Raw genomic sequence first — 18,018 nt, 5'->3', positions numbered from 1 at the left:
AGAGGATCAAGAGCCCTCCCCAGGGCGTGAGGCCTCTTGTGGTGTTGACATGTTGATGTAGGTTGCTACATAAGTTGTTCTATATTGAGTAGGGTGTGATGACGATCAACATCAATAACAAGGAGGCAGACAGCCTGACGCGCGCCTTCGCCAGAGTCGAAGGCGTTGGCATTACCGAGGCGATCGTCATCGCCATGCGTGAAGCCCTGGAGCGCCGCCGCAACCGGGAGACGCCGTTGGAGACGGCAGCACGGCTTCGTGCCGAGTTCGGAATCGAACTGAGCGATCAAGCCCGCAATCCGCTGCCTCGCTCAGTCTACGACGAAATGTCCGGCGAAGACTGATGTTTGTCGACGCAGCGGCTATCGTCGCGATGCTGAGCGATGAGGCCGAAGCTCAGCGCTGCGCGCAGGCAGTCGTGAAAGCGTCGGCTCCTTTCACGTCGGCAATCGCGGTCTGGGAAGCCGCAATGGCGCTTTCGCGATCGGAAAAGCTGGGTATACCGGTCGAATTGAGTGTACAGATAGTTAGTCGGTTTCTTGACGAACGGGCCATCGCCTTGCGCGACCTCCCGCCCGCCTCTGAGGCAACATCTCTGTCCGTTGGGGCTGCGTCGCGGTTTCGGAACAACGCCATCAGACTGAACTTGGCGGACTGTTTTCACTATGCCTGCGCGCGCTACTACGCCGTTCCGATGCTCTCGACGGCCGACGAATTCCGGCTTACGGATCTGGAGACTGTTCCTTAGGCACTGGCGATCCCTTGCGCTTCACATTGCGGCGTATCATGCCGAAATCGGCGCCGCCGCTGGCAAAGGCCGTGACGAAGTAGAGCAGCGCCCCGCCGGCCACCAGCGCCAGCAGCGTCGTCGCCTTGACGACCAGCGGCGAGCCGGAGCCGAGCCTGGCGGCCAGCCAGTGTTCGGCGAAATAGAGGGCGACGCCCATCACCGCCGCCGCGAGCACCAGGCGCGGAATGCGCTTCAGAAGCGGCACGTCGCGGCCCCAATGGCCGCGCCGGATCAGCACCCCGAGCAGCATCAGCGCGTTGACCCAGCCGGCCACCGCCGAGGCTACCGCGATGCCCGGCGCGCCCATCCTGGGAAACAGCGTCAGCGCGGTGGCGACGTTCACCGCCACCGAGATGGCGGCGAAGATCATCGGCGTGCGCGTGTCCTCGCGGGCGAAATAGCCCGGGGTGAACGCTTTGATCAGCACGAACGCCGGCAGCCCGAGCCCGAAGATCGCCAAGATCGCCGCCACGACAGGCGTCGAATGGTTGGCGGCGAACGCGCCGCGCTCATAGACCAGCCGCACGATCGGCTCCGACATGACCCAGAGCGCCACCGCCGCCGGCAAGGTCATGAACAGGGTGAATTCGACCGAGCGGTTCTGCAGGTTGGCCGCCTCGATCAGATTGCCCGACTTCAGCGCACGCGACAATTCCGGCAACAGCACGATCGCAACCGCGACGCCGACCACGCCGAGCGGCAGCTGGTAGACGCGGTCGGCATAGGCGAGCGAGGACACCGCGCTGTCCTGCGCCGACGCGATCGCGGTGCCGATCAACTGGTTGATCTGGGTGATGCCGCCGGTGATCGCCGCCGGCAGCGCCAGGATCAGGAGCCGCTTCACGTTCGGCGTCATCTTCGGCCGGCGGAAACCGATCGAGATGCCGGCATTGCGAACCGCCACCCAGACGATGGCGAGCTGCACGAGGCCCGCCGCCAGAACGCCCCAGGACAGGCTGAAGCCGACGGCGTGCGCATCCAGCCCATGATACCAGGCATAGCCAAGCACGCTGATCAGGATGATGTTGAGGAAGGCTGGCGCGATAGCCGCAGCGAAATAGCGGCGCAGCGAATTCAGCATGCCCGCCATCATGGCGGCCAGCGACATGCAGATGAGATAGGGGAACATGATCGTCGCCAGCGTGACGGTCGTCTCGAACTTGCCCGGCGTGTCGGCGAAACCCGGCGCCACCAGGTAGCGCACGATCAGCGGCATCGCCAGTTCCATGGCGATGGTCAGCGCCAGCAGCGCCGTGAACAGCACCCCGAACACTTCCTCCGAGAAGCGCTTGGCGCCGTCGGTGCCGTGCGTCTCGATTTCCTTGGCGAACAGCGGCACGAAGGCGGCGTTGAAGGCGCCTTCGGCGAACAGCCGGCGAAAGGTGTTGGGAAACTGGAAGGCGGCGTTGAAGGCGTCGGCCACCGGTCCGGTGCCCAGTGCCGCCGCCATCAGCATCTCGCGGCCGAAACCGAGCGCGCGGCTCATCAGCGTGCCGGAAGCGACCGTTGCGAATTTCTTGACGAGGCTCATGCGTTTGGAGACTGCCTGCGCGATTGGGACAAAGTGATGGTGGCCCTCACTCGGCGGCCGCCTTGGTCCTGCTGCCGCGTTCGGAGGCCGTGCCCTCGAGCGTCGCCGTCAGCCTGTTGCGGATGGTGGTGGTGCGTGACGGGCTGTCGATCTTCTGGCCGGTGAGATCGGTGACGTAGAACGTGTCGATCACCTTTTCGCCGAAGGTGGTGATGTGGGCCGACGCGATGTCGAGAGACAGGTCGGACAGTGTTCCGGTGATCTCCGACAACAGACCCGGCCGGTCCAGCCCTTCGACCTCGATCACCGAAAATCGGTTCGACAGCGTGTTGCGAATTTCGGCGCGCGGCGCGATCCGGAAGACCTTGGCGCCGCGCTTGGGCTTGGTGCGCTTCTCGATCATCTCCGGCAGCCAGCTCTTGCCCGACAGCACGTCCTCGATCAGCCGCCCGACGCGCTCGGCACGCCGGCGCTCGTCCTCGTCGCGGTCGAACTCCCTCGAGATCAGGATCGTGTCCAGCGCGCGGCCGTCCGAGGTGGTGAATATCTGCGCGTCGACAATGTTGCCGCCGGCCGCCGCACAGGCGCCGGCGATCACCGAGAGCAGGCGCGGATGGTCCTGCGCCAGCACGGTGATCTCGGTCACCGCCTCGAACTGGTGCGTCTTGACCATGGTGGCGAGCTTGTTGCCGGACGCATCCGCCTCGCGGATGAATTCGGCGTGGCGAAGCTGGTCCGGCAGGTCTACGGTCAGCAGGTAGTTCTCATAGTGCAGGCCGACATAGCGTTTGCGGATCTTGTCGGGCCAGCCGGCGAGCGCTTCGGCCAGGCGCTCGCGCGCCGCGGAAGTGCGCTGGGCGCGCGACACTTCCGAGAAGCCGCCGGTGAGCAGCAGTTCGGTCTCGTAGTACAGCGTGCGCAGCAACTGGCCCTTCCAGCCGTTCCAGACTCCCGGTCCGACGCCCCTGATGTCGCAGACGGTGAGGATGAGAAGCAGCTTCAGCCGCTCGACGGACTGCACGATCGAGGCGAAGTCCTCGATCGTCTTGCGATCGTTGAGATCGCGCGTCTGCGCCGTCATCGACATGACCAGATGGTTCTCGACCAGCCAGGCCACCGTTTCCGTGTCCGCGGTCGAAAGTCCCATATGCGGGCAGATGCGCCGGGCGATCCGGGCGCCGGCTTCCGAATGGTCCTCCGGCCTGCCCTTCGCGATGTCGTGCAGCAGCACGGCGACGTAGAGCGCCTCGCGGCTCTTTCTCAGTCCCGGCATCAGCGAATGCGACAGCGGATGCACCTTCTCGCCGTCGCCGCGCTCGATCTCGGCCAGCACGCCGATGCAGCGGATCAGATGCTCGTCGACCGTGTAGTGATGGTACATCGAGAACTGCATCATGGCGACGATCTTGCCGAAATCGGGGATCAGCCGGCCGAGCAGCCCAGCCTCGTTCATGCGGCGCAAGTTGAGCTCGGCATTGCGGTCCGAGGTCAGGATGTCGAGGAACAGCCGGTTGGCCTCCTCGTCGCGCCGCAGCGACTTGTTGACCAGGCCGAGCGAGCGGGTGAGCAGCTTCAGCGCGTCGGGGTGGAATTCCAGCCCGTGCTTGTCGGCGAACCAGAACAGCCGCAAGAGATTGACCGGATCGCGCTCGAACACCTGGTCGTCGGCGATGTTGATGCGGTGGTTGTCGACGATGAAATCCGACGTGCCGGCAAGCTTGCGCTTGCGGCGCTGGAAGGTGAGGAAGATGCGGTTGAAGCCCGGCACATGCTTGGCCTGCTCCTCTTCGAGCGCCGCGCAGAAGATACGGGTCAGGTCGCCGACATCCTTGGCGACGAGGAAATAGTGCTTCATGAAGCGCTCGACCGCCGACAGGCCGGGATGGGTGGTGTAGCCCAGCCGCTCCGCGATCTCGCGCTGGATATCGAAATGCAGCCGCTCCTCGGCCTTGCCGGTGAGGAAATGCATGTGGCAGCGCACGGCCCACAGGAAATCCTCGGCCTTCTGGAATTCGCGGTATTCGGCCTGCGTGAAGACGCCCTTCTCGACCAACTCCTCGCCGGTGCGCACGCGGTAGAAATACTTGCCGATCCAGAACAGCGTCTGCAGGTCGCGCAGGCCGCCCTTGCCGTCCTTGACGTTGGGCTCGACCAGATAGCGGCTTTCGCCGGCCTTGGCATGGCGCTCATCGCGTTCGGCGAGCTTGGCCTGCACATATTCCGGTCCGGTGGTGCGCACCACCTCATGGTCGAAGCGCAGCATCAGTTCGTCGTACAGCTTCTGCTCACCCCACAGGAAGCGCGCTTCCAGGATCGAGGTGCGGATGGTGATGTCGGTGCGCGACAGCCGCAGGCATTCCTCGATGTTGCGGGTCGCGTGGCCGACCTTCAGCCCCAGGTCCCACAGCATGTAGAGCATGTATTCGACTGTCTGTTCGCCCCACGGCGTCTGCTTGTAGGGCAGCAGGAACAGAAGGTCGATGTCGGATCCCGGCGCCAGCGTGCCGCGGCCATAACCACCGACCGCGACGACGGCCATGCGTTCGGCGACCGAGCGGTTCTTTACCCGGTAGACATGGGTCGCGGCGAAATCGTAGAGCGCCCGGATCAGCTCATCCATCAGATGCGACAGCCGCTCGGCGCAGGCATTGCCGCCGCCATCCTGCTTCAGCATGGCCTCGGCGACCTTTCGGCCCGCGGCGAGCCGGCCCTTGAGAAGCTGGAGAACCCCGGCGCGGGCGGTCGATCCTGAGCCGTCCCCGGCCGTGGTCGCCGTCAGCGCGGTCATCTCGCGGCGCAAGGTGTCACCGTCGATCAGTTCGTCGAGCTTCAGGGAGATTTTCGCCATGGTACCGGTTGGCCTTGCCTTTTGGGCGGCGTCTATAGCGCGTTTCCGCGGCGCTGGGTATGGGGGCGGTTGACGCGTTTCCATGGCGCGGGACACCCGCGACAATAAAATTCAAACCAGTCCTTGACCTTCCAGTTACTGGAAGGACTACCTCCGGCTCGAAGCAGTTTGATAGAGGCATTCGAAATGACGCATTCAGATCACGATCATCACGCGCATGGTGGTTGCTGTGCGGCAAAAGGTGCGGCCTTGGATGCCGGCGCCGTCACGCGCGATCCTGTCTGCGGCATGATCGTCGATCCAGCCGCCGGCAAGCCGACATCGGAGCATGCTGGCCGCCTCTATCATTTCTGCAGCGAAGGCTGTCGGACAAAGTTTCAGGCCGAGCCGGAAACATACCTGACCGCCATCGACCCCGTCTGCGGCATGAGCGTGGACCGCGCCACGGCAAAGCATTTTATCCGCCATGACGGCCAAGGCTTCTATTTCTGCTCTGCCGGCTGCAAGTCGAAATTCGAAGCGGCACCCCAAACCTATCTCGGCGACAGGCCGGCGCCCCGGGCGATGCCGAAGGGCACGCAATACACTTGCCCGATGCATCCCGAGATCATCCGTGACAAGCCCGGCTCCTGCCCGATCTGCGGCATGGCTCTCGAGCCGATGGGCGTTCCATCAGGCGATGAGGGGCCAAATCCCGAACTGGTCGATTTCACCAGGCGGTTCTGGGTCAGTGCGGTGCTCTCGGTGCCCCTTCTCATCGTCGCCATGGCGCCGATGATCGGTCTGTCCTTCGAGAGCCTGATAGATGACCGGACAAAAGTCTGGATCGAACTGGCGCTCGCAAGCCCGGTGGTGCTTTGGGCCGCGTTTCCGTTCTTTCACCGCGGCTGGGATTCGATCCGCAACCGCAGCCCGAACATGTGGACGTTGATTTCGCTCGGCGTCGGTGCGGCCTATCTCTACAGCGTCGTCGCGACGCTGTTCCCGGACATTTTTCCGCATCAGTTCCGCGGTCATGGCGGCGCGGTGCCGGTCTATTTCGAAGCCGCCGCCGTCATCGTCGCGCTGGTCTTCCTCGGCCAGGTGCTGGAACTGCGCGCCCGCGAAAAGACCGGCTCGGCGATCCGCGCCTTGCTCGACCTCGCGCCCAAGAGCGCGCGACGCATCGCCGAAGACGGCACCGAGAGCGATGTGCCGCTGGACAGCGTCAAGGCCGGCGAGCGCCTGCGCATCCGGCCAGGCGATGCCGTGCCGGTCGACGGCACCGTGCTCGAAGGCCGCTCTTCCATCGACGAATCGATGATCACGGGCGAAGCCCTGCCGGTCGAGAAGGCCGAAGGTGATGCCCTCACCGGCGGCACGCTCAACAAGAATGGCTCGCTGATCATGCGCGCCGAGCGCATCGGCGCCGAGACCACGCTCTCGCGCATCGTCGAGCTGGTCGCTAAGGCGCAGCGTTCGCGCGCCCCGATACAAGGCTTGGCCGACCGCGTTTCCTTCTACTTTGTCCCGGCTGTCGTGCTGGTCGCCATCGCCGCGTTCGTCGCCTGGGCGGCCTTCGGCCCGGCGCCCAGCCTGATCTTCGCCATCGTCTCGGCGGTCTCGGTGCTGATCATTGCCTGCCCCTGTGCGCTCGGCCTCGCCACGCCGATGTCGATCATGACCGCGACCGGACGCGGCGCCCACGCAGGCGTGCTGATCAAGGAGGCCGCCGCGCTCGAACGCTTCGCTTCAGTCGATACGCTGATCGTCGACAAGACGGGGACACTGACCGAAGGCCGGCCGAAACTGACGGATGTCGTGGCGGCCGATGGATTTTCGGAGGAGGAATTGCTGGGCCTCGCCGCGAGCCTGGAAAAGGGCTCGGAGCATCCCCTGGCCGAGGCTATTGTCGAAGGCGCCGCGACCCGTGGTGTAAGCATCGCCGAAGCCAGGGGCTTCGAGGCGGTCACCGGCAAGGGTGTTTCCGGTGCCGTTTCGGGCAGGAATGTAGCGCTCGGCAACGCCGCGATGATGCGTGATCTCGGCGTCGACGTGTCCACCGTTTCGGCTCCGGCCGAGGCGCTGCAAGGCGATGGCAAGACGGCGATGTTCGTCGTCGTGGACAGGAAGCTGGCCGGCATCGTCGCCGTCGCCGATCCGGTGAAGGCGACCACCGCCGAGGCGATCAAGGCCCTGCACGGCAGCGGCTTGAGGATCATCATGGCGACCGGCGACAATGAGCGCACGGCAAACGCGATCGCCAGGAGTCTCGGCATCGACGAGGTCCGCGCCGGCCTGTTGCCGGAACAGAAGGGCGCGCTGGTGGAGGAACTGCGCGGCAATGGCGCCGGCGTCGCCATGGCCGGCGACGGCGTCAACGACGCACCGGCCTTGGCCAGCGCCGATGTCGGCATCGCCATGGGCACCGGCGCCGATGTTGCCGTCGAAAGCGCCGGCATCACTTTGGTCAAGGGCGACCTCAACGGCATCGTGCGTGCCCGCACACTGGCCCAGGCGACGATCCGCAATATCAGGCAGAACCTGTTCTTCGCCTTCCTCTACAATTTGCTTGGCGTGCCGGTCGCGGCCGGCGTGCTCTATCCGCTGACCGGCACGCTTTTGTCGCCGATGCTGGCGGCGGCGGCGATGAGCCTGTCCTCGGTTTCAGTGATCGCCAACGCGTTGCGGCTGAGGACATTGAAACTTTGAGCCAATCACCCAAATACGAAACCCAATCAACAGGAGACCATCAATGACCTTGGCCAAGAAAATCGTGCTGCTGCTGATGGCGGCTGGAATGCTGGTCGCCGTCTTCCTCGAAAGCGTTCCCGCACAGAGCGAAGAGATGAAGCACGACATGGCCGGCATGGCGACGGGGGCGGAAGGCCCATCGACCGCAGGCTACAAAGCGGCGATGGACAAGATGCACGCCGACATGATGGCCTCCAAATACACCGGCAATGCCGACGTCGATTTCGTCCGCGGCATGATCCCGCACCACCAGGGCGCCATCGACATGGCCAAGGTCGAACTCGCCAATGGCAAGGACCCAGAGATCCGCAAGCTGGCTGAGGCCGTCATCGCGGCGCAGGAAGCCGAGATCAAACAGATGCAGGGCTGGCTCGCCGCCCATCCGGTGAAGTAAGCTTTCGCCGCTCGGGCGAGAACCTTTCTGGATTTCTCGCCCGGCCTGTGATGCGATCTGGTCTCAACTGGAGCCTGCCATGCCATCGAGCGTCAGAACAACCACGCTGCCCTCCGGCGAAGCCGTTCCCGTTCTCGGCCAGGGCACCTGGAAGATGGGCGAGGATTCGCGCCGCCGCGCCGAGGAGGTGAATGCCCTCAAGCTTGGCCTCGATCTTGGTGTCAAGCTGATCGACACAGCCGAAATGTACGCCAGCGGCGGTGCCGAGGAGGTGGTGGCCGAAGCCATCGCCGGGCAGCGCGCCGAGGTCTTCCTGGTCTCGAAGGTGCTGCCCTCCAACGCCTCGCGCGCCGGCGTGCGGCGCGCCTGCGAGAACAGCTTGAAGCGCCTCGCCACCGACCGCATCGACCTCTACCTCCTGCATTGGCCGGGCAGCGTGCCCCTGGCCGAAACCATCGAAGCCTTCGAGGCGCTGAAGAAGGCCGGCAAGATTCGTCATTGGGGCGTCAGCAATTTCGACACCGGGGAGATGGAAGAGCTGGTCGGCCTGCCCGACGGCGGTAACGTCCAGACCAACCAGGTGCTCTACAATCTGGTCCGGCGCGGCATTGAGTTCGATCTGGCGCCCTGGAGCCGGCAACGCGGCATCCCCTTGATGGCCTATTCGCCGGTCGAGCAGGGCGCCTTGGCGCGCAATGCCAGTTTAGATGCGGTCGCTGCCCGCCACGGTGCGACCGCGGCACAAATCGCACTGGCCTGGGTGATGCACCAGGAAGGCGTCATCGCCATTCCCAAGGCCAGCAGCCAGGAGCATGTCCGCCAGAATGTCGCGGCGCTCGACATCAAGCTGACAGGCGAGGACCTCGCCGACCTCGACCGCGCCTTCCCGCCGCCGGGCCGTAAACGCGGGCTGGAGATGATTTGAGTCGGCGATGAAGCCGCCAATCTCCCCCGCGAGGGGGAGATTGGCGATTCAGGCGCCGCCCAGACTGCAAAGCTACGTCCCCAGCAACCCTTTCAACCGGTAAAGCGCCTCCAGCGCTTCCCTGGGCGTCATCTCGTCGGGGCTGATCGCGCTGAGTGCCTCATTGAGCGCATCGCTCTTGACCGCCTTCGGCGCTTCCCGTTTCACCGCCACGGAAAACAGCGGCAGGTCGTCCACCAGGCGGTTGGTCTTGCCCGAAACCTCGCCTTCCTCGAGCTGGTGCAGCACTTCCTTGGCACGGTCAACCACCGCCTCGGGGAGTCCGGCGAGCCGCGCCACCTGCACGCCGTAGGAGCGGTCGGCCGCGCCCTTGCCGACCTCGTGCAGGAAGACGACGTCGTTCTCCCACTCCTTGACCCGCATGGTGACGTTGTGGAGCCGCGCCAGCTTGCCGGCAAGCGAGGTCATCTCGTGGAAATGCGTGGCGAAGATCGCCCGGCAGCGGTTCTTCTCGTGCAGATATTCCACAGCCGCCCAGGCGATCGACAGGCCGTCGAAGGTTGCGGTGCCGCGGCCGATCTCGTCGAGGATCACCAGCGCGCGTTCGCCGGCCTGGTTGAGGATCGCCGCCGTCTCGACCATCTCGACCATGAAGGTCGATCGGCCGCGCGCAAGATCGTCCGAGGCCCCGACGCGGGAAAAGAGGCGGTCGACGACGCCGATATGGGCCGATGTCGCCGGGACGAAAGAGCCGGTCTGGGCCAGGATGGCGATCAGCGCGTTCTGCCGCAGGAATGTCGATTTACCGCCCATATTGGGACCGGTCAGCAGCCAGATCGCGCCGTTCCTGGCGCTGCCCTCCGGCGACAGGTCGCAGTCATTGGCCACGAACGGTCCTTCGCCCGAGCGCCGCAGCGCCTGTTCGACCACGGGATGGCGCCCACCCGAAATCTCGAAGGCAAGGCTGGCATCGACCAGCGGCCGGCACCAGGCCTCGCTCTCGGATAGAAGCGCGAGCGCCGCCGACACGTCCAGCACGGCGAGAGCATCGGCGCCGGCGCGGATCTTCTCCGCTTCGCCGACCGCTTCCGCCATCAGCGCATCGAAGGCGGCAAGCTCGATGCTCAGCGCCCGGTCGGCGGCATTGGCGATCTTCGTTTCCAGCTCCGCCAGCTCCGTGGTGGTGAAGCGCATGGCGTTGGCCATGGTCTGGCGATGGATGAAGCGCGCCTTGGCGCCGTCGCTGCCGGTCATCACGGCGTGGTGGTTGGCGGTCACCTCGATGTAGTAGCCGAGCACATTGTTGTGCCGGATCTTCAGCGACCGGATGCCGGTCTCCTCGATCAGCGAACGCTCCAGCCCGGCGATCACTTTTCGCGACTCGTCGCGCAGCGCCCGCATCTCGTCGAGCTCCGGGTGGTAGCCGCCACGGACGAAGCCGCCGTCGCGCTTCAAGAGCGGCAGTTCCTCGCCAAGCGCTTGCGTCAGATGCCCGGCAAGCGCTTGCGGCAGCGCCCGGATCGCTGCGAGCGCCGCCGCCAATTCGTGGGGGAGGGCGGTCGCGGCCAAGATCTCCGCGATCGCGCCGGCCGCCTCGAAGCCGGCGCGCAGCGCGCCGAGGTCGCGCGGGCCGCCGCGATTGAGCGCCAGCCGCGACAGCGCGCGCGGCATGTCGGCGACGCTCTTCAGGCTCGCCCGCACCGCCTGGCAAAGCCGCGTCTCGGAACGGAAGAACGACACCGAATCCAGCCGCGCGGCGATTGCCGCCGGGTCGGTCAGCGGCGCCATCAGCCGGTCGGCGAGCAGCCTGGCGCCGCCGCCGGTCACCGTGCGGTCGATCGCCTTGAACAATGAGCCTTCACGGCTACCCGACAGCGTGCGCAGCAGTTCCAGGTTGCCGCGCGTCGCCGGGTCGATGAACAAAGTCGAGCCTGCCTCCTCGCGCTCGGGACGCGACAGCGGCGGCCGCTCGGCCTTCTGCGTCTTTTCGACATAGGCGATGGCGCCCGAGATCGCCGACAGCTCGGCACGCGAAAACGCACCAAAGCTGTCCGGCGTCGCCACCTCGAAGAAGCGGGCGATGCGCCCGGCGGCCGAGGCCGAATCGAACAGGCTCGGCGGCTGCGGGTTGGCGACGCGGCCGAGCACGTCGAATACCGGTCGCAATTCGGGATCGTGGAACACCGGCTCGGCGACGATCAGTTCGCGCGGATCGACGCGGAAGATGTCGGCGAGCAGCCGGTCGGCGGTGGTGTCGGTGACCCGGAAAGCCCCGGTCGAGATGTCGATCCAGGCCAGGGCAAAGCTTCCTTGGTTCCCGGTCGCGCCGCCGCGCTCCCCGCCTCTTGGATCGCTGCCGCCCCTCACCCGTCCCAGCGCCATCAGGAAGCTCGATTCCGACGGCGCCAGCAATTTGTCCTCGGTGATGGTGCCGGGCGTCACCAGCCGCACCACATCGCGGCGCACCACCGATTTGGAGCCGCGCTTCTTGGCTTCGGCCGGATCCTCGATCTGCTCGCAGACGGCGACGCGGAAACCCTGCGCGATCAGTTTCTGCAGATAGTCATCCGCCGCATGCACCGGCACGCCGCACATCGGGATGTCGTGGCCCTGATGCTTGCCGCGCTTGGTCAGCACGATGCCGAGCGCCCGGCTCGCCTTCTCCGCATCCTCGAAGAACAGCTCGTAGAAATCGCCCATCCGGTAGAACAGCAGCGAATCCGGGTTCGCCGCCTTGATCTCGATGAACTGCTCCATCATCGGGGTCACGCCGCCAGCGGCTGCCGGCGTGATCGCCTCGGGAGCGTCCGGTTCGTTTTGAATGTGCATGTTCATGCGCTCACGCTAGCAGATGTGGCGACGGGGTTTAATGCCGGCCATTGGAAAAGCAGGGGAAGAACGGAGATCAACCACCATTGAACGCCATGCGTCCTTCCGACGCCAGTTCGGCAACGCTTGGCGGTTTACACGCGGCGGCGCGTGGTCTTAATTCGGAATCACACAAGGCACCCGCCTCAAGGAGGTGCCGCATGGCGAGGAAATCAAAAGCATCATGGCAAGGAAAACCGAAAACAACGGTCCGTCCGTCAGCGCGCAGGAAGCGCTCGAATTCCACGCCATGGGGCGGCCCGGCAAGCTCGAGATCGTCGCCACCAAGCCGATGGCCACGCAGCGCGATTTGAGCCTCGCCTATTCGCCCGGCGTCGCCGTGCCGGTGCTGGCCATCGCCGAGGATCCCAGCCGCGCCTTCGACTACACCTCGCGCGGCAACATGGTCGCCGTCATCTCCAACGGCACCGCCATCCTGGGCTTGGGCAATCTCGGCGCGCTGGCCTCCAAGCCGGTCATGGAGGGCAAGGCGGTGCTCTTCAAGCGCTTCGCCGACGTCGATTCCATCGACCTCGAGGTCGACACCGAGGACGCCGACGAGTTCATCAACTGCGTGCGCTTCCTTGGGCCGTCCTTCGGCGGCATCAACCTGGAGGACATCAAGGCGCCGGAATGCTTCATCATCGAGCAGCGGCTGCGCGAGCTGATGGACATCCCGGTCTTCCACGACGACCAGCACGGCACCGCCATCATCTCGGCCGCCGGCCTGATCAACGCGCTGGAGATCACCGGCCGCGACATGAAGACCACCAGGATGGTCTGCAACGGCGCCGGTGCGGCCGGCATCGCCTGCATCGAGCTGATGAAGGCGATGGGCTTTGCGCCCGAGAACATCATCCTGTGCGACACCAAGGGTGTGGTCTTCCAGGGCCGCACGGAAGGCATGAACCAGTGGAAGTCGGCGCATGCGGTCAAGACCGACGCGCGGTCGCTGGCCGAGGCGCTGGATGGCGCCGACGTCTTCCTCGGCCTTTCCGCCAAGGGCGCGCTGACCACCGCCATGTTGCGTTCTATGGCCAAGAACCCGATCATCTTCGCCATGGCCAACCCCGATCCCGAGATCACGCCCGAGGAAGTGGCGGAGATCCGCACCGACGCCATCATGGCGACCGGGCGTTCGGATTATCCCAATCAGGTCAACAACGTGCTCGGCTTCCCCTATATCTTCCGCGGCGCGCTGGATGTGCGGGCCACCACCATCAATGACGACATGAAGATCGCCGCCGCGCGTGCGCTTGCCGACCTGGCACGCAAGGACGTGCCCGACGACGTCGCCGCGGCCTACCAGGGCAACCGGCCGAAATTCGGCCCCAACTACATCATCCCGGTGCCGTTCGATCCGCGCCTGATCTCGGCCATTCCGCTGGCCGTCGCCAGGGCGGCGATGGATTCTGGCGTCGCCCGCAAGCCGATCCTCGATCTCGACCGCTACGCGCAGGAGCTGTCGGCCCGCCGTGACCCGATCGCCTCGACCTTGCAGCGCATTTACGACCGCGTGCGCCGCCAGCCCAAGCGCATCGTCTTCGCCGAGGGCGAGGAGGAGCAGGTGATGCGCGCCGCCGTCTCCTATGTGAACCAGCGGCTCGGCACCGCCATCCTGCTCGGCCGTGACGACGTCATCAAGGAGAACGCCAGGCACGCCGGCATCGATCTCGACAAGCAGGGCCTGGAGATCATCAATGCGCGCCTGTCACGCCGTAATTCGGTCTATACCGATTATCTCTACGAGCGCATGCAGCGCAAAGGCTTCCTGTTCCGCGACTGCCAGCGCCTGATCAACAACGACCGCAACCATTTTGCCGCCTGCATGGTGGCACTGGGCGATGCCGACGGCATCGTCACCGGCGTCACCCGCAACTATTCCACCGCGCTCGACGATGTCAGGCGCGTCATCGACGCCAAGCCCGGCCACCGCGTCATCGGCGTGTCGATCGTTTTGGCGCGCGGCCGCACCGTGATCGTCGCCGACACAGCCGTGCACGACATGCCGAACGCCGAGCAGATCGCCGACATCGCCGAGGAGGCGGCAGGCTTTGCCCGCCGCATGGGCTATGAGCCGAGGCTCGCCATGCTCGCCTATTCCACCTTCGGCCATCCCCACGGCGAGCGCTCCGAGCGCATCCAGGAAGCCGTGCGCATCCTCGACAAGCGCCGCGTCGATTTCGAGTATGACGGCGAGATGGCCGCCGACGTCGCGCTCAACGCCCGTGCCATGGCGCAATACCCGTTCATGAGGCTGACGGGCCCGGCCAATGTGCTGATCATGCCGGCCTTCCACTCTGCCTCGATCTCCACCAAGATGCTCCAGGAACTCGGCGGCTCGACGGTTATCGGCCCGCTGCTGGTCGGGCTGAACAAGCCGGTGCAGATCGTCTCGTTGAACGCCAAGGACAGCGATATCGTCAACATGGCGGCGATCGCGGCCTACACGGCGGGGACCTGAGGAAGGGGTCGCGCGTCGGACGCGAAAGCAGCGGCGGATCTGATCGCGCTTAACCCGCGGAAAACCCCCGCGCCGCCTTGATGACCTCCTCAACCTGATCTTGCCGCAGCAGGTCGATGGGAATGCGCTCGTCGAGCAGCGCGGAGGGGCGGGTCAGCCACAGCCACGCCAGCCTCGGATTGCCGATCAACGACAGCACGTCTCGAATGCCCGCCACCGGCCTGCCATCGACGAACTGCGCCAGCGGGAAGACGTGCTTGCGGCCGCCCTTGCGCAAGGCGACCACCTCGCCCCGCCTTTGCCAGCGGTGCAGGGTCGAACGGGCGATGCGCAGGTGTTCCTCCAGATAGGTCGAACCGGCGACCCGCCCGGCCCAGTCTTCGATCAGCATCGATTCGAGGTCGTCGGACTGGGTGCGCGGAAGCGGGGAGGCGGGGCCGCCGAGATCCGCCGACGGGTTTGGGGCGCCCGCGGTGCCGGCTTCGCTGCGGCGCGCGGCTTCCGCGGCCAGCGCACGCACGAATTTCGACGCCAGCCCCGGAAGGTCGGCATGGATGGCATCGATGGCGCGCTGGTGCTTCGGCGACAGCAAGGTGACGGCGGACGCTATGCTGCCGGCGATCTTGCCAACCGAGACGATGGTGGGTTTGTTGATGGCCTCGTCATAGTGGGCGAGCGCCCGCTCGACCTTCTCCGCGACCATGTCGGCGAAGTCGTCCTGCGTGATGCCGGGTGTCTGAAATCTGTTCATGCATCTGTCTTCTCGGCCGCACTCCTCCCCGACTGCGGCCGTTTGTTCAACGGTGGAAGAGGAAATCGCAACGGCAACAGATGCAGCGACCCGACAGCTTGCTGTCTCGCATTTTCGACACCCCAACTGGCTGCGGGCGTCCTGAAATGTCAGTCGCAGTGCGCCCCGATTTGCGTGTAGGAGCGATGTGTGACAGCCGCGCGACGGTGAAGCTGCCGATCTCCCCCCTCGTGGGGGAGATGCCCGGCAGGGCAGAGGGGGGCGCGAAGGATTGCTACGTTGCGGTGGTTCCCTTCCGCATGCCTATGCTCTTCGGATCGGCGCCCCGACATGGACTGTGCGTTCATACCGTTCATTTTGGGGCTTGGTGGCAGTGTAGAACCCTGGAGAGGCTGGCGGGACAGCGCCCCCCTCTGGCCTGCCGGCCATCTCCCCCACATGGGGGGAGATCGGCAGGTTTACCCTACAGCAATCCCGCCAGCTCGGCCTCGCGACGCAGATTCTGCCTTGGCCTCGGCCCGATCTGCTGGATCACCAGTCCGGCTGCCAGTGAGCCGAGGTCGCCGCAGGTCTTGAGGTCGCGGCCTTGCGTATAGCCGTGCAGGAATCCGGCGGCGTAGAGGTCGCCGGCGCCCGTCGTATCGACCAACTCCTTGATGGCGGTCGCCTGGATGACCACGGTCTCGTCGTCGCGCACGATGACCGAGCCTTTTTCCGAGCGCGTCACGGCGGCTATTCTGCAGTCCTTGCGGATCTGGGCCAGCGCCTCGTCGAAGGACGAGGTCTGGTAGAGCGACTTGATCTCATGGCTGTTGGCGAAGACGATGTCGACGGTGCCCGAGCGCATCAGCTCGAGGAACTCGTCGCGGTAGCGGTCGACGCAGAACGAATCCGACAAGGTCATCGACACTTCGCGGCCCGCCGCGTGCGCCAGCTTGGCCGTCTGCCGGATCGCCTCCTTGGCGCGCGGCGGATCCCACAGATAGCCCTCGAAATAGGTGACCTTGGCGCCCGACGCCTTGTCTGCCTCGACATCTTCCGGCCCGAGCTCGACGCAGGCGCCGAGATAGGTGTTCATCGAACGCTCGCCGTCGGGGGTGACGAAGATCATCGAGCGCGCCGTCGGCGGCTCGCCCTGAAGCGGCTTGGTGTCGAAGGCGACGCCCTGCGCGTGGATGTCGTGGGCATAGATTTCGCCCAAAGCATCGTTGGAAACCTTGCCGAAGAAGGCGGCGCGGCCGCCAAAACTGGCGACCCCGGCGGCGGTGTTGCCGGCGCTGCCGCCGGACGCCTCGATCGCCGGGCCCATGCGGCTGTAGAGCAGCTCGGCGCGCCTCGTGTCGATGAGGTTCATCGCGCCCTTGATGATGCCGTTGGTCTCCAGGAATTCTTCTTCGCACTGGGCGATGATGTCGACAATCGCGTTGCCGATGCAAAGCACGTCATAGTCCGGCATCAATGTCTCCGCCAAAATCCGCGCCGGCCTCTTGCCATGCCCGCGCGGGTCTACAGCATGACCCTGAAAATTGGCAACGGATTTTCTGTCGTTGCCGCTACGGTCAGGCGCTACGACAATTCGACCGTGGCCGAAGCATTTCATCGCGGCTTTGCCTAAGAAGGGCCTTTCGATCCCTGCCCGAAGGCGGCAAGCCCATGCCTGCAAGAAACGACATGAACACCGATCTGGCGCTGCTCGCCGTCCTGGCGGTGCTTTGGGGCGCCTCCTACACCTTCATCAAGATCGGCGTAGAGACGATCCCGCCGGTGACGTTCATCGCCGCCCGTACCTTGATCGCCGGCGGCATCCTGTTCGCCATCATCCGCTGGCGCGGGCTTGCCATGCCGGGCGATGCGGCGAGCTGGCGGCGTTTTGCCTTCCAGGCGTGCCTCAACAGCGTCATCCCGTTCACCCTGATCGCCGCCGCCGAGCGCTCGGTGGATGCCGGCCTCGCCACTATTCTCAACGCGACGTCGCCTATCTTCACCTTCCTGTTGACCGCGCTGATCACCCGCCATGAACCGGTGACGCTGCGCAAACTGATCGGCGTCGGCGCCGGCATTGCCGGCATCTGCCTCATCGTGGGCACGCAGGCGCTGGGCGGTCTCGGCCATGAACTTTGGGCGCAGCTTGCCATCGTCCTTGCAACGGTCTGCTATGCGGGGGCGGCGATCTTCGGCCGTGGCTTCAAGGGCCTCGACCCGATGCTGCCCGCCGCCGGCTCGATGCTCTGCGGCGCCGTCATCCTGGTGCCGCTCAGCCTTCTGGTCGACCAGCCCTGGACGCTCGCGCCGTCGGCGGCGTCGATGCTGGCCTTGCTCGGCCTGTCCGTGTTTTCGACCGCGCTGGCCTTCGTCATCTATTTCCGCCTGATCCACACGCTGGGCTCGGTCGGCACCACGTCACAGGCCTATCTGCGCGTGCCGATCGGCGTCGGCATCGGCGCAGTCTTCCTCGGCGAAAGCCTGGGTTCGACGGCTTGGCTCGGCATGGCCTTCGTCGTCGCCGGGGTCGCGGCCATGACCGTTCCCACCCGCAAGCCGGCGCTCGCACAATAGGCAGGCAGGGCAATCGCCTTCAATCGCCGAAGTTGGCACCGCCCCTCACCCTGCCTGCCGGCATCTTCTGTCATCGCCGGTTTCGCCAAGCCGCAACGTTGCAATGTAGGCGCCGGCGTGCGGCCAGCCCTTCTCCCGTCACTATACGGAGAGAAGTG

12 protein-coding genes are annotated in these 18,018 nt (G+C 65.4%); 7 read left to right on the top strand and 5 right to left on the bottom strand.

Translation table 11 applies throughout. The annotated features are described in order from the left end of the window. The first annotated feature begins 98 nt into the window (after window positions 1-98). Window positions 99-344, top strand: coding sequence for a type II toxin-antitoxin system VapB family antitoxin (locus FJ964_RS10070; protein WP_140550250.1), 246 nt, complete (start codon window positions 99-101; stop codon window positions 342-344). After that, window positions 344-748 carry a type II toxin-antitoxin system VapC family toxin gene (locus FJ964_RS10065; RefSeq protein ID WP_140550249.1) on the top strand — a complete coding sequence of 135 codons (405 nt, stop codon included), beginning with the start codon at window positions 344-346 and terminating at the stop codon, window positions 746-748. The genes FJ964_RS10070 and FJ964_RS10065 overlap by 1 nt, the downstream gene beginning before the upstream one ends. On the opposite strand, the gene murJ is transcribed toward FJ964_RS10065, so the two are convergent. Both murJ and FJ964_RS10055 read right to left on the bottom strand, forming a co-directional pair. Then, window positions 723-2,321, bottom strand: a complete 1,599-nt coding sequence (murJ, locus tag FJ964_RS10060; protein WP_140550248.1) for a murein biosynthesis integral membrane protein MurJ — start codon at window positions 2,319-2,321, stop codon at window positions 723-725. The two genes, FJ964_RS10065 and murJ, sit on opposite strands and share 26 nt — an antisense overlap. A 46-nt stretch (window positions 2,322-2,367) precedes the next feature. After that, entirely contained in the window at window positions 2,368-5,169 is a 2,802-nt protein-coding gene (locus tag FJ964_RS10055; RefSeq protein WP_140550247.1) for a [protein-PII] uridylyltransferase, read from the bottom strand. A gap of 186 nt (window positions 5,170-5,355) precedes the next feature. On the opposite strand from FJ964_RS10055, the gene FJ964_RS10050 reads away from it, so the two are divergent. From FJ964_RS10050 to FJ964_RS10040, 3 genes are all read left to right on the top strand, one after another. Next, a complete protein-coding gene (locus FJ964_RS10050) occupies window positions 5,356-7,860 on the top strand; it encodes a heavy metal translocating P-type ATPase (RefSeq protein ID WP_140550246.1) in 2,505 nt (834 codons plus the stop codon). A gap of 43 nt (window positions 7,861-7,903) precedes the next feature. Then, complete coding sequence (locus FJ964_RS10045) at window positions 7,904-8,296, top strand: DUF305 domain-containing protein (protein WP_140550245.1); 393 nt, start codon at window positions 7,904-7,906, stop codon at window positions 8,294-8,296. Between the two features lie 79 nt (window positions 8,297-8,375). Next, window positions 8,376-9,221, top strand: a complete 846-nt coding sequence (locus FJ964_RS10040) for an aldo/keto reductase (protein ID WP_140550244.1) — start codon at window positions 8,376-8,378, stop codon at window positions 9,219-9,221. Between the two features lie 72 nt (window positions 9,222-9,293). Here the strand turns inward: FJ964_RS10040 and mutS are convergent, their stop codons facing one another. After that, window positions 9,294-12,056: a DNA mismatch repair protein MutS gene (gene mutS / locus FJ964_RS10035; protein WP_140550243.1), complete on the bottom strand. Its 2,763-nt coding sequence runs from the start codon at window positions 12,054-12,056 to the stop codon at window positions 9,294-9,296. 217 nt (window positions 12,057-12,273) lie between these two features. Between mutS and FJ964_RS10030 the strand changes: the two genes are divergently transcribed. Beyond that, window positions 12,274-14,553: an NADP-dependent malic enzyme gene (locus FJ964_RS10030; RefSeq protein ID WP_140550242.1), complete on the top strand. Its 2,280-nt coding sequence runs from the start codon at window positions 12,274-12,276 to the stop codon at window positions 14,551-14,553. 49 nt (window positions 14,554-14,602) lie between these two features. Here FJ964_RS10030 and FJ964_RS10025 read toward each other — a convergent pair whose 3' ends face one another. Both FJ964_RS10025 and FJ964_RS10020 read right to left on the bottom strand, forming a co-directional pair. Then, entirely contained in the window at window positions 14,603-15,304 is a 702-nt protein-coding gene (locus FJ964_RS10025) for an antitoxin Xre/MbcA/ParS toxin-binding domain-containing protein (RefSeq protein ID WP_140550241.1), read from the bottom strand. A 463-nt stretch (window positions 15,305-15,767) separates the two neighbouring features. Continuing rightward, complete coding sequence (locus FJ964_RS10020) at window positions 15,768-16,760, bottom strand: adenosine kinase (protein ID WP_140550240.1); 993 nt, start codon at window positions 16,758-16,760, stop codon at window positions 15,768-15,770. A gap of 197 nt (window positions 16,761-16,957) precedes the next feature. Here FJ964_RS10020 and FJ964_RS10015 point away from each other — a divergent pair, with 197 nt between their 5' ends. Next, complete coding sequence (locus tag FJ964_RS10015; protein WP_140550239.1) at window positions 16,958-17,860, top strand: EamA family transporter; 903 nt, start codon at window positions 16,958-16,960, stop codon at window positions 17,858-17,860. Window positions 17,861-18,018 lie beyond the last annotated feature (158 nt).

This window comes from Mesorhizobium sp. B2-3-2 (assembly GCF_006442295.1).
GTDB lineage: Bacteria > Pseudomonadota > Alphaproteobacteria > Rhizobiales > Rhizobiaceae > Mesorhizobium.
This window is presented reverse-complemented; position numbering and strand designations above follow the sequence as displayed.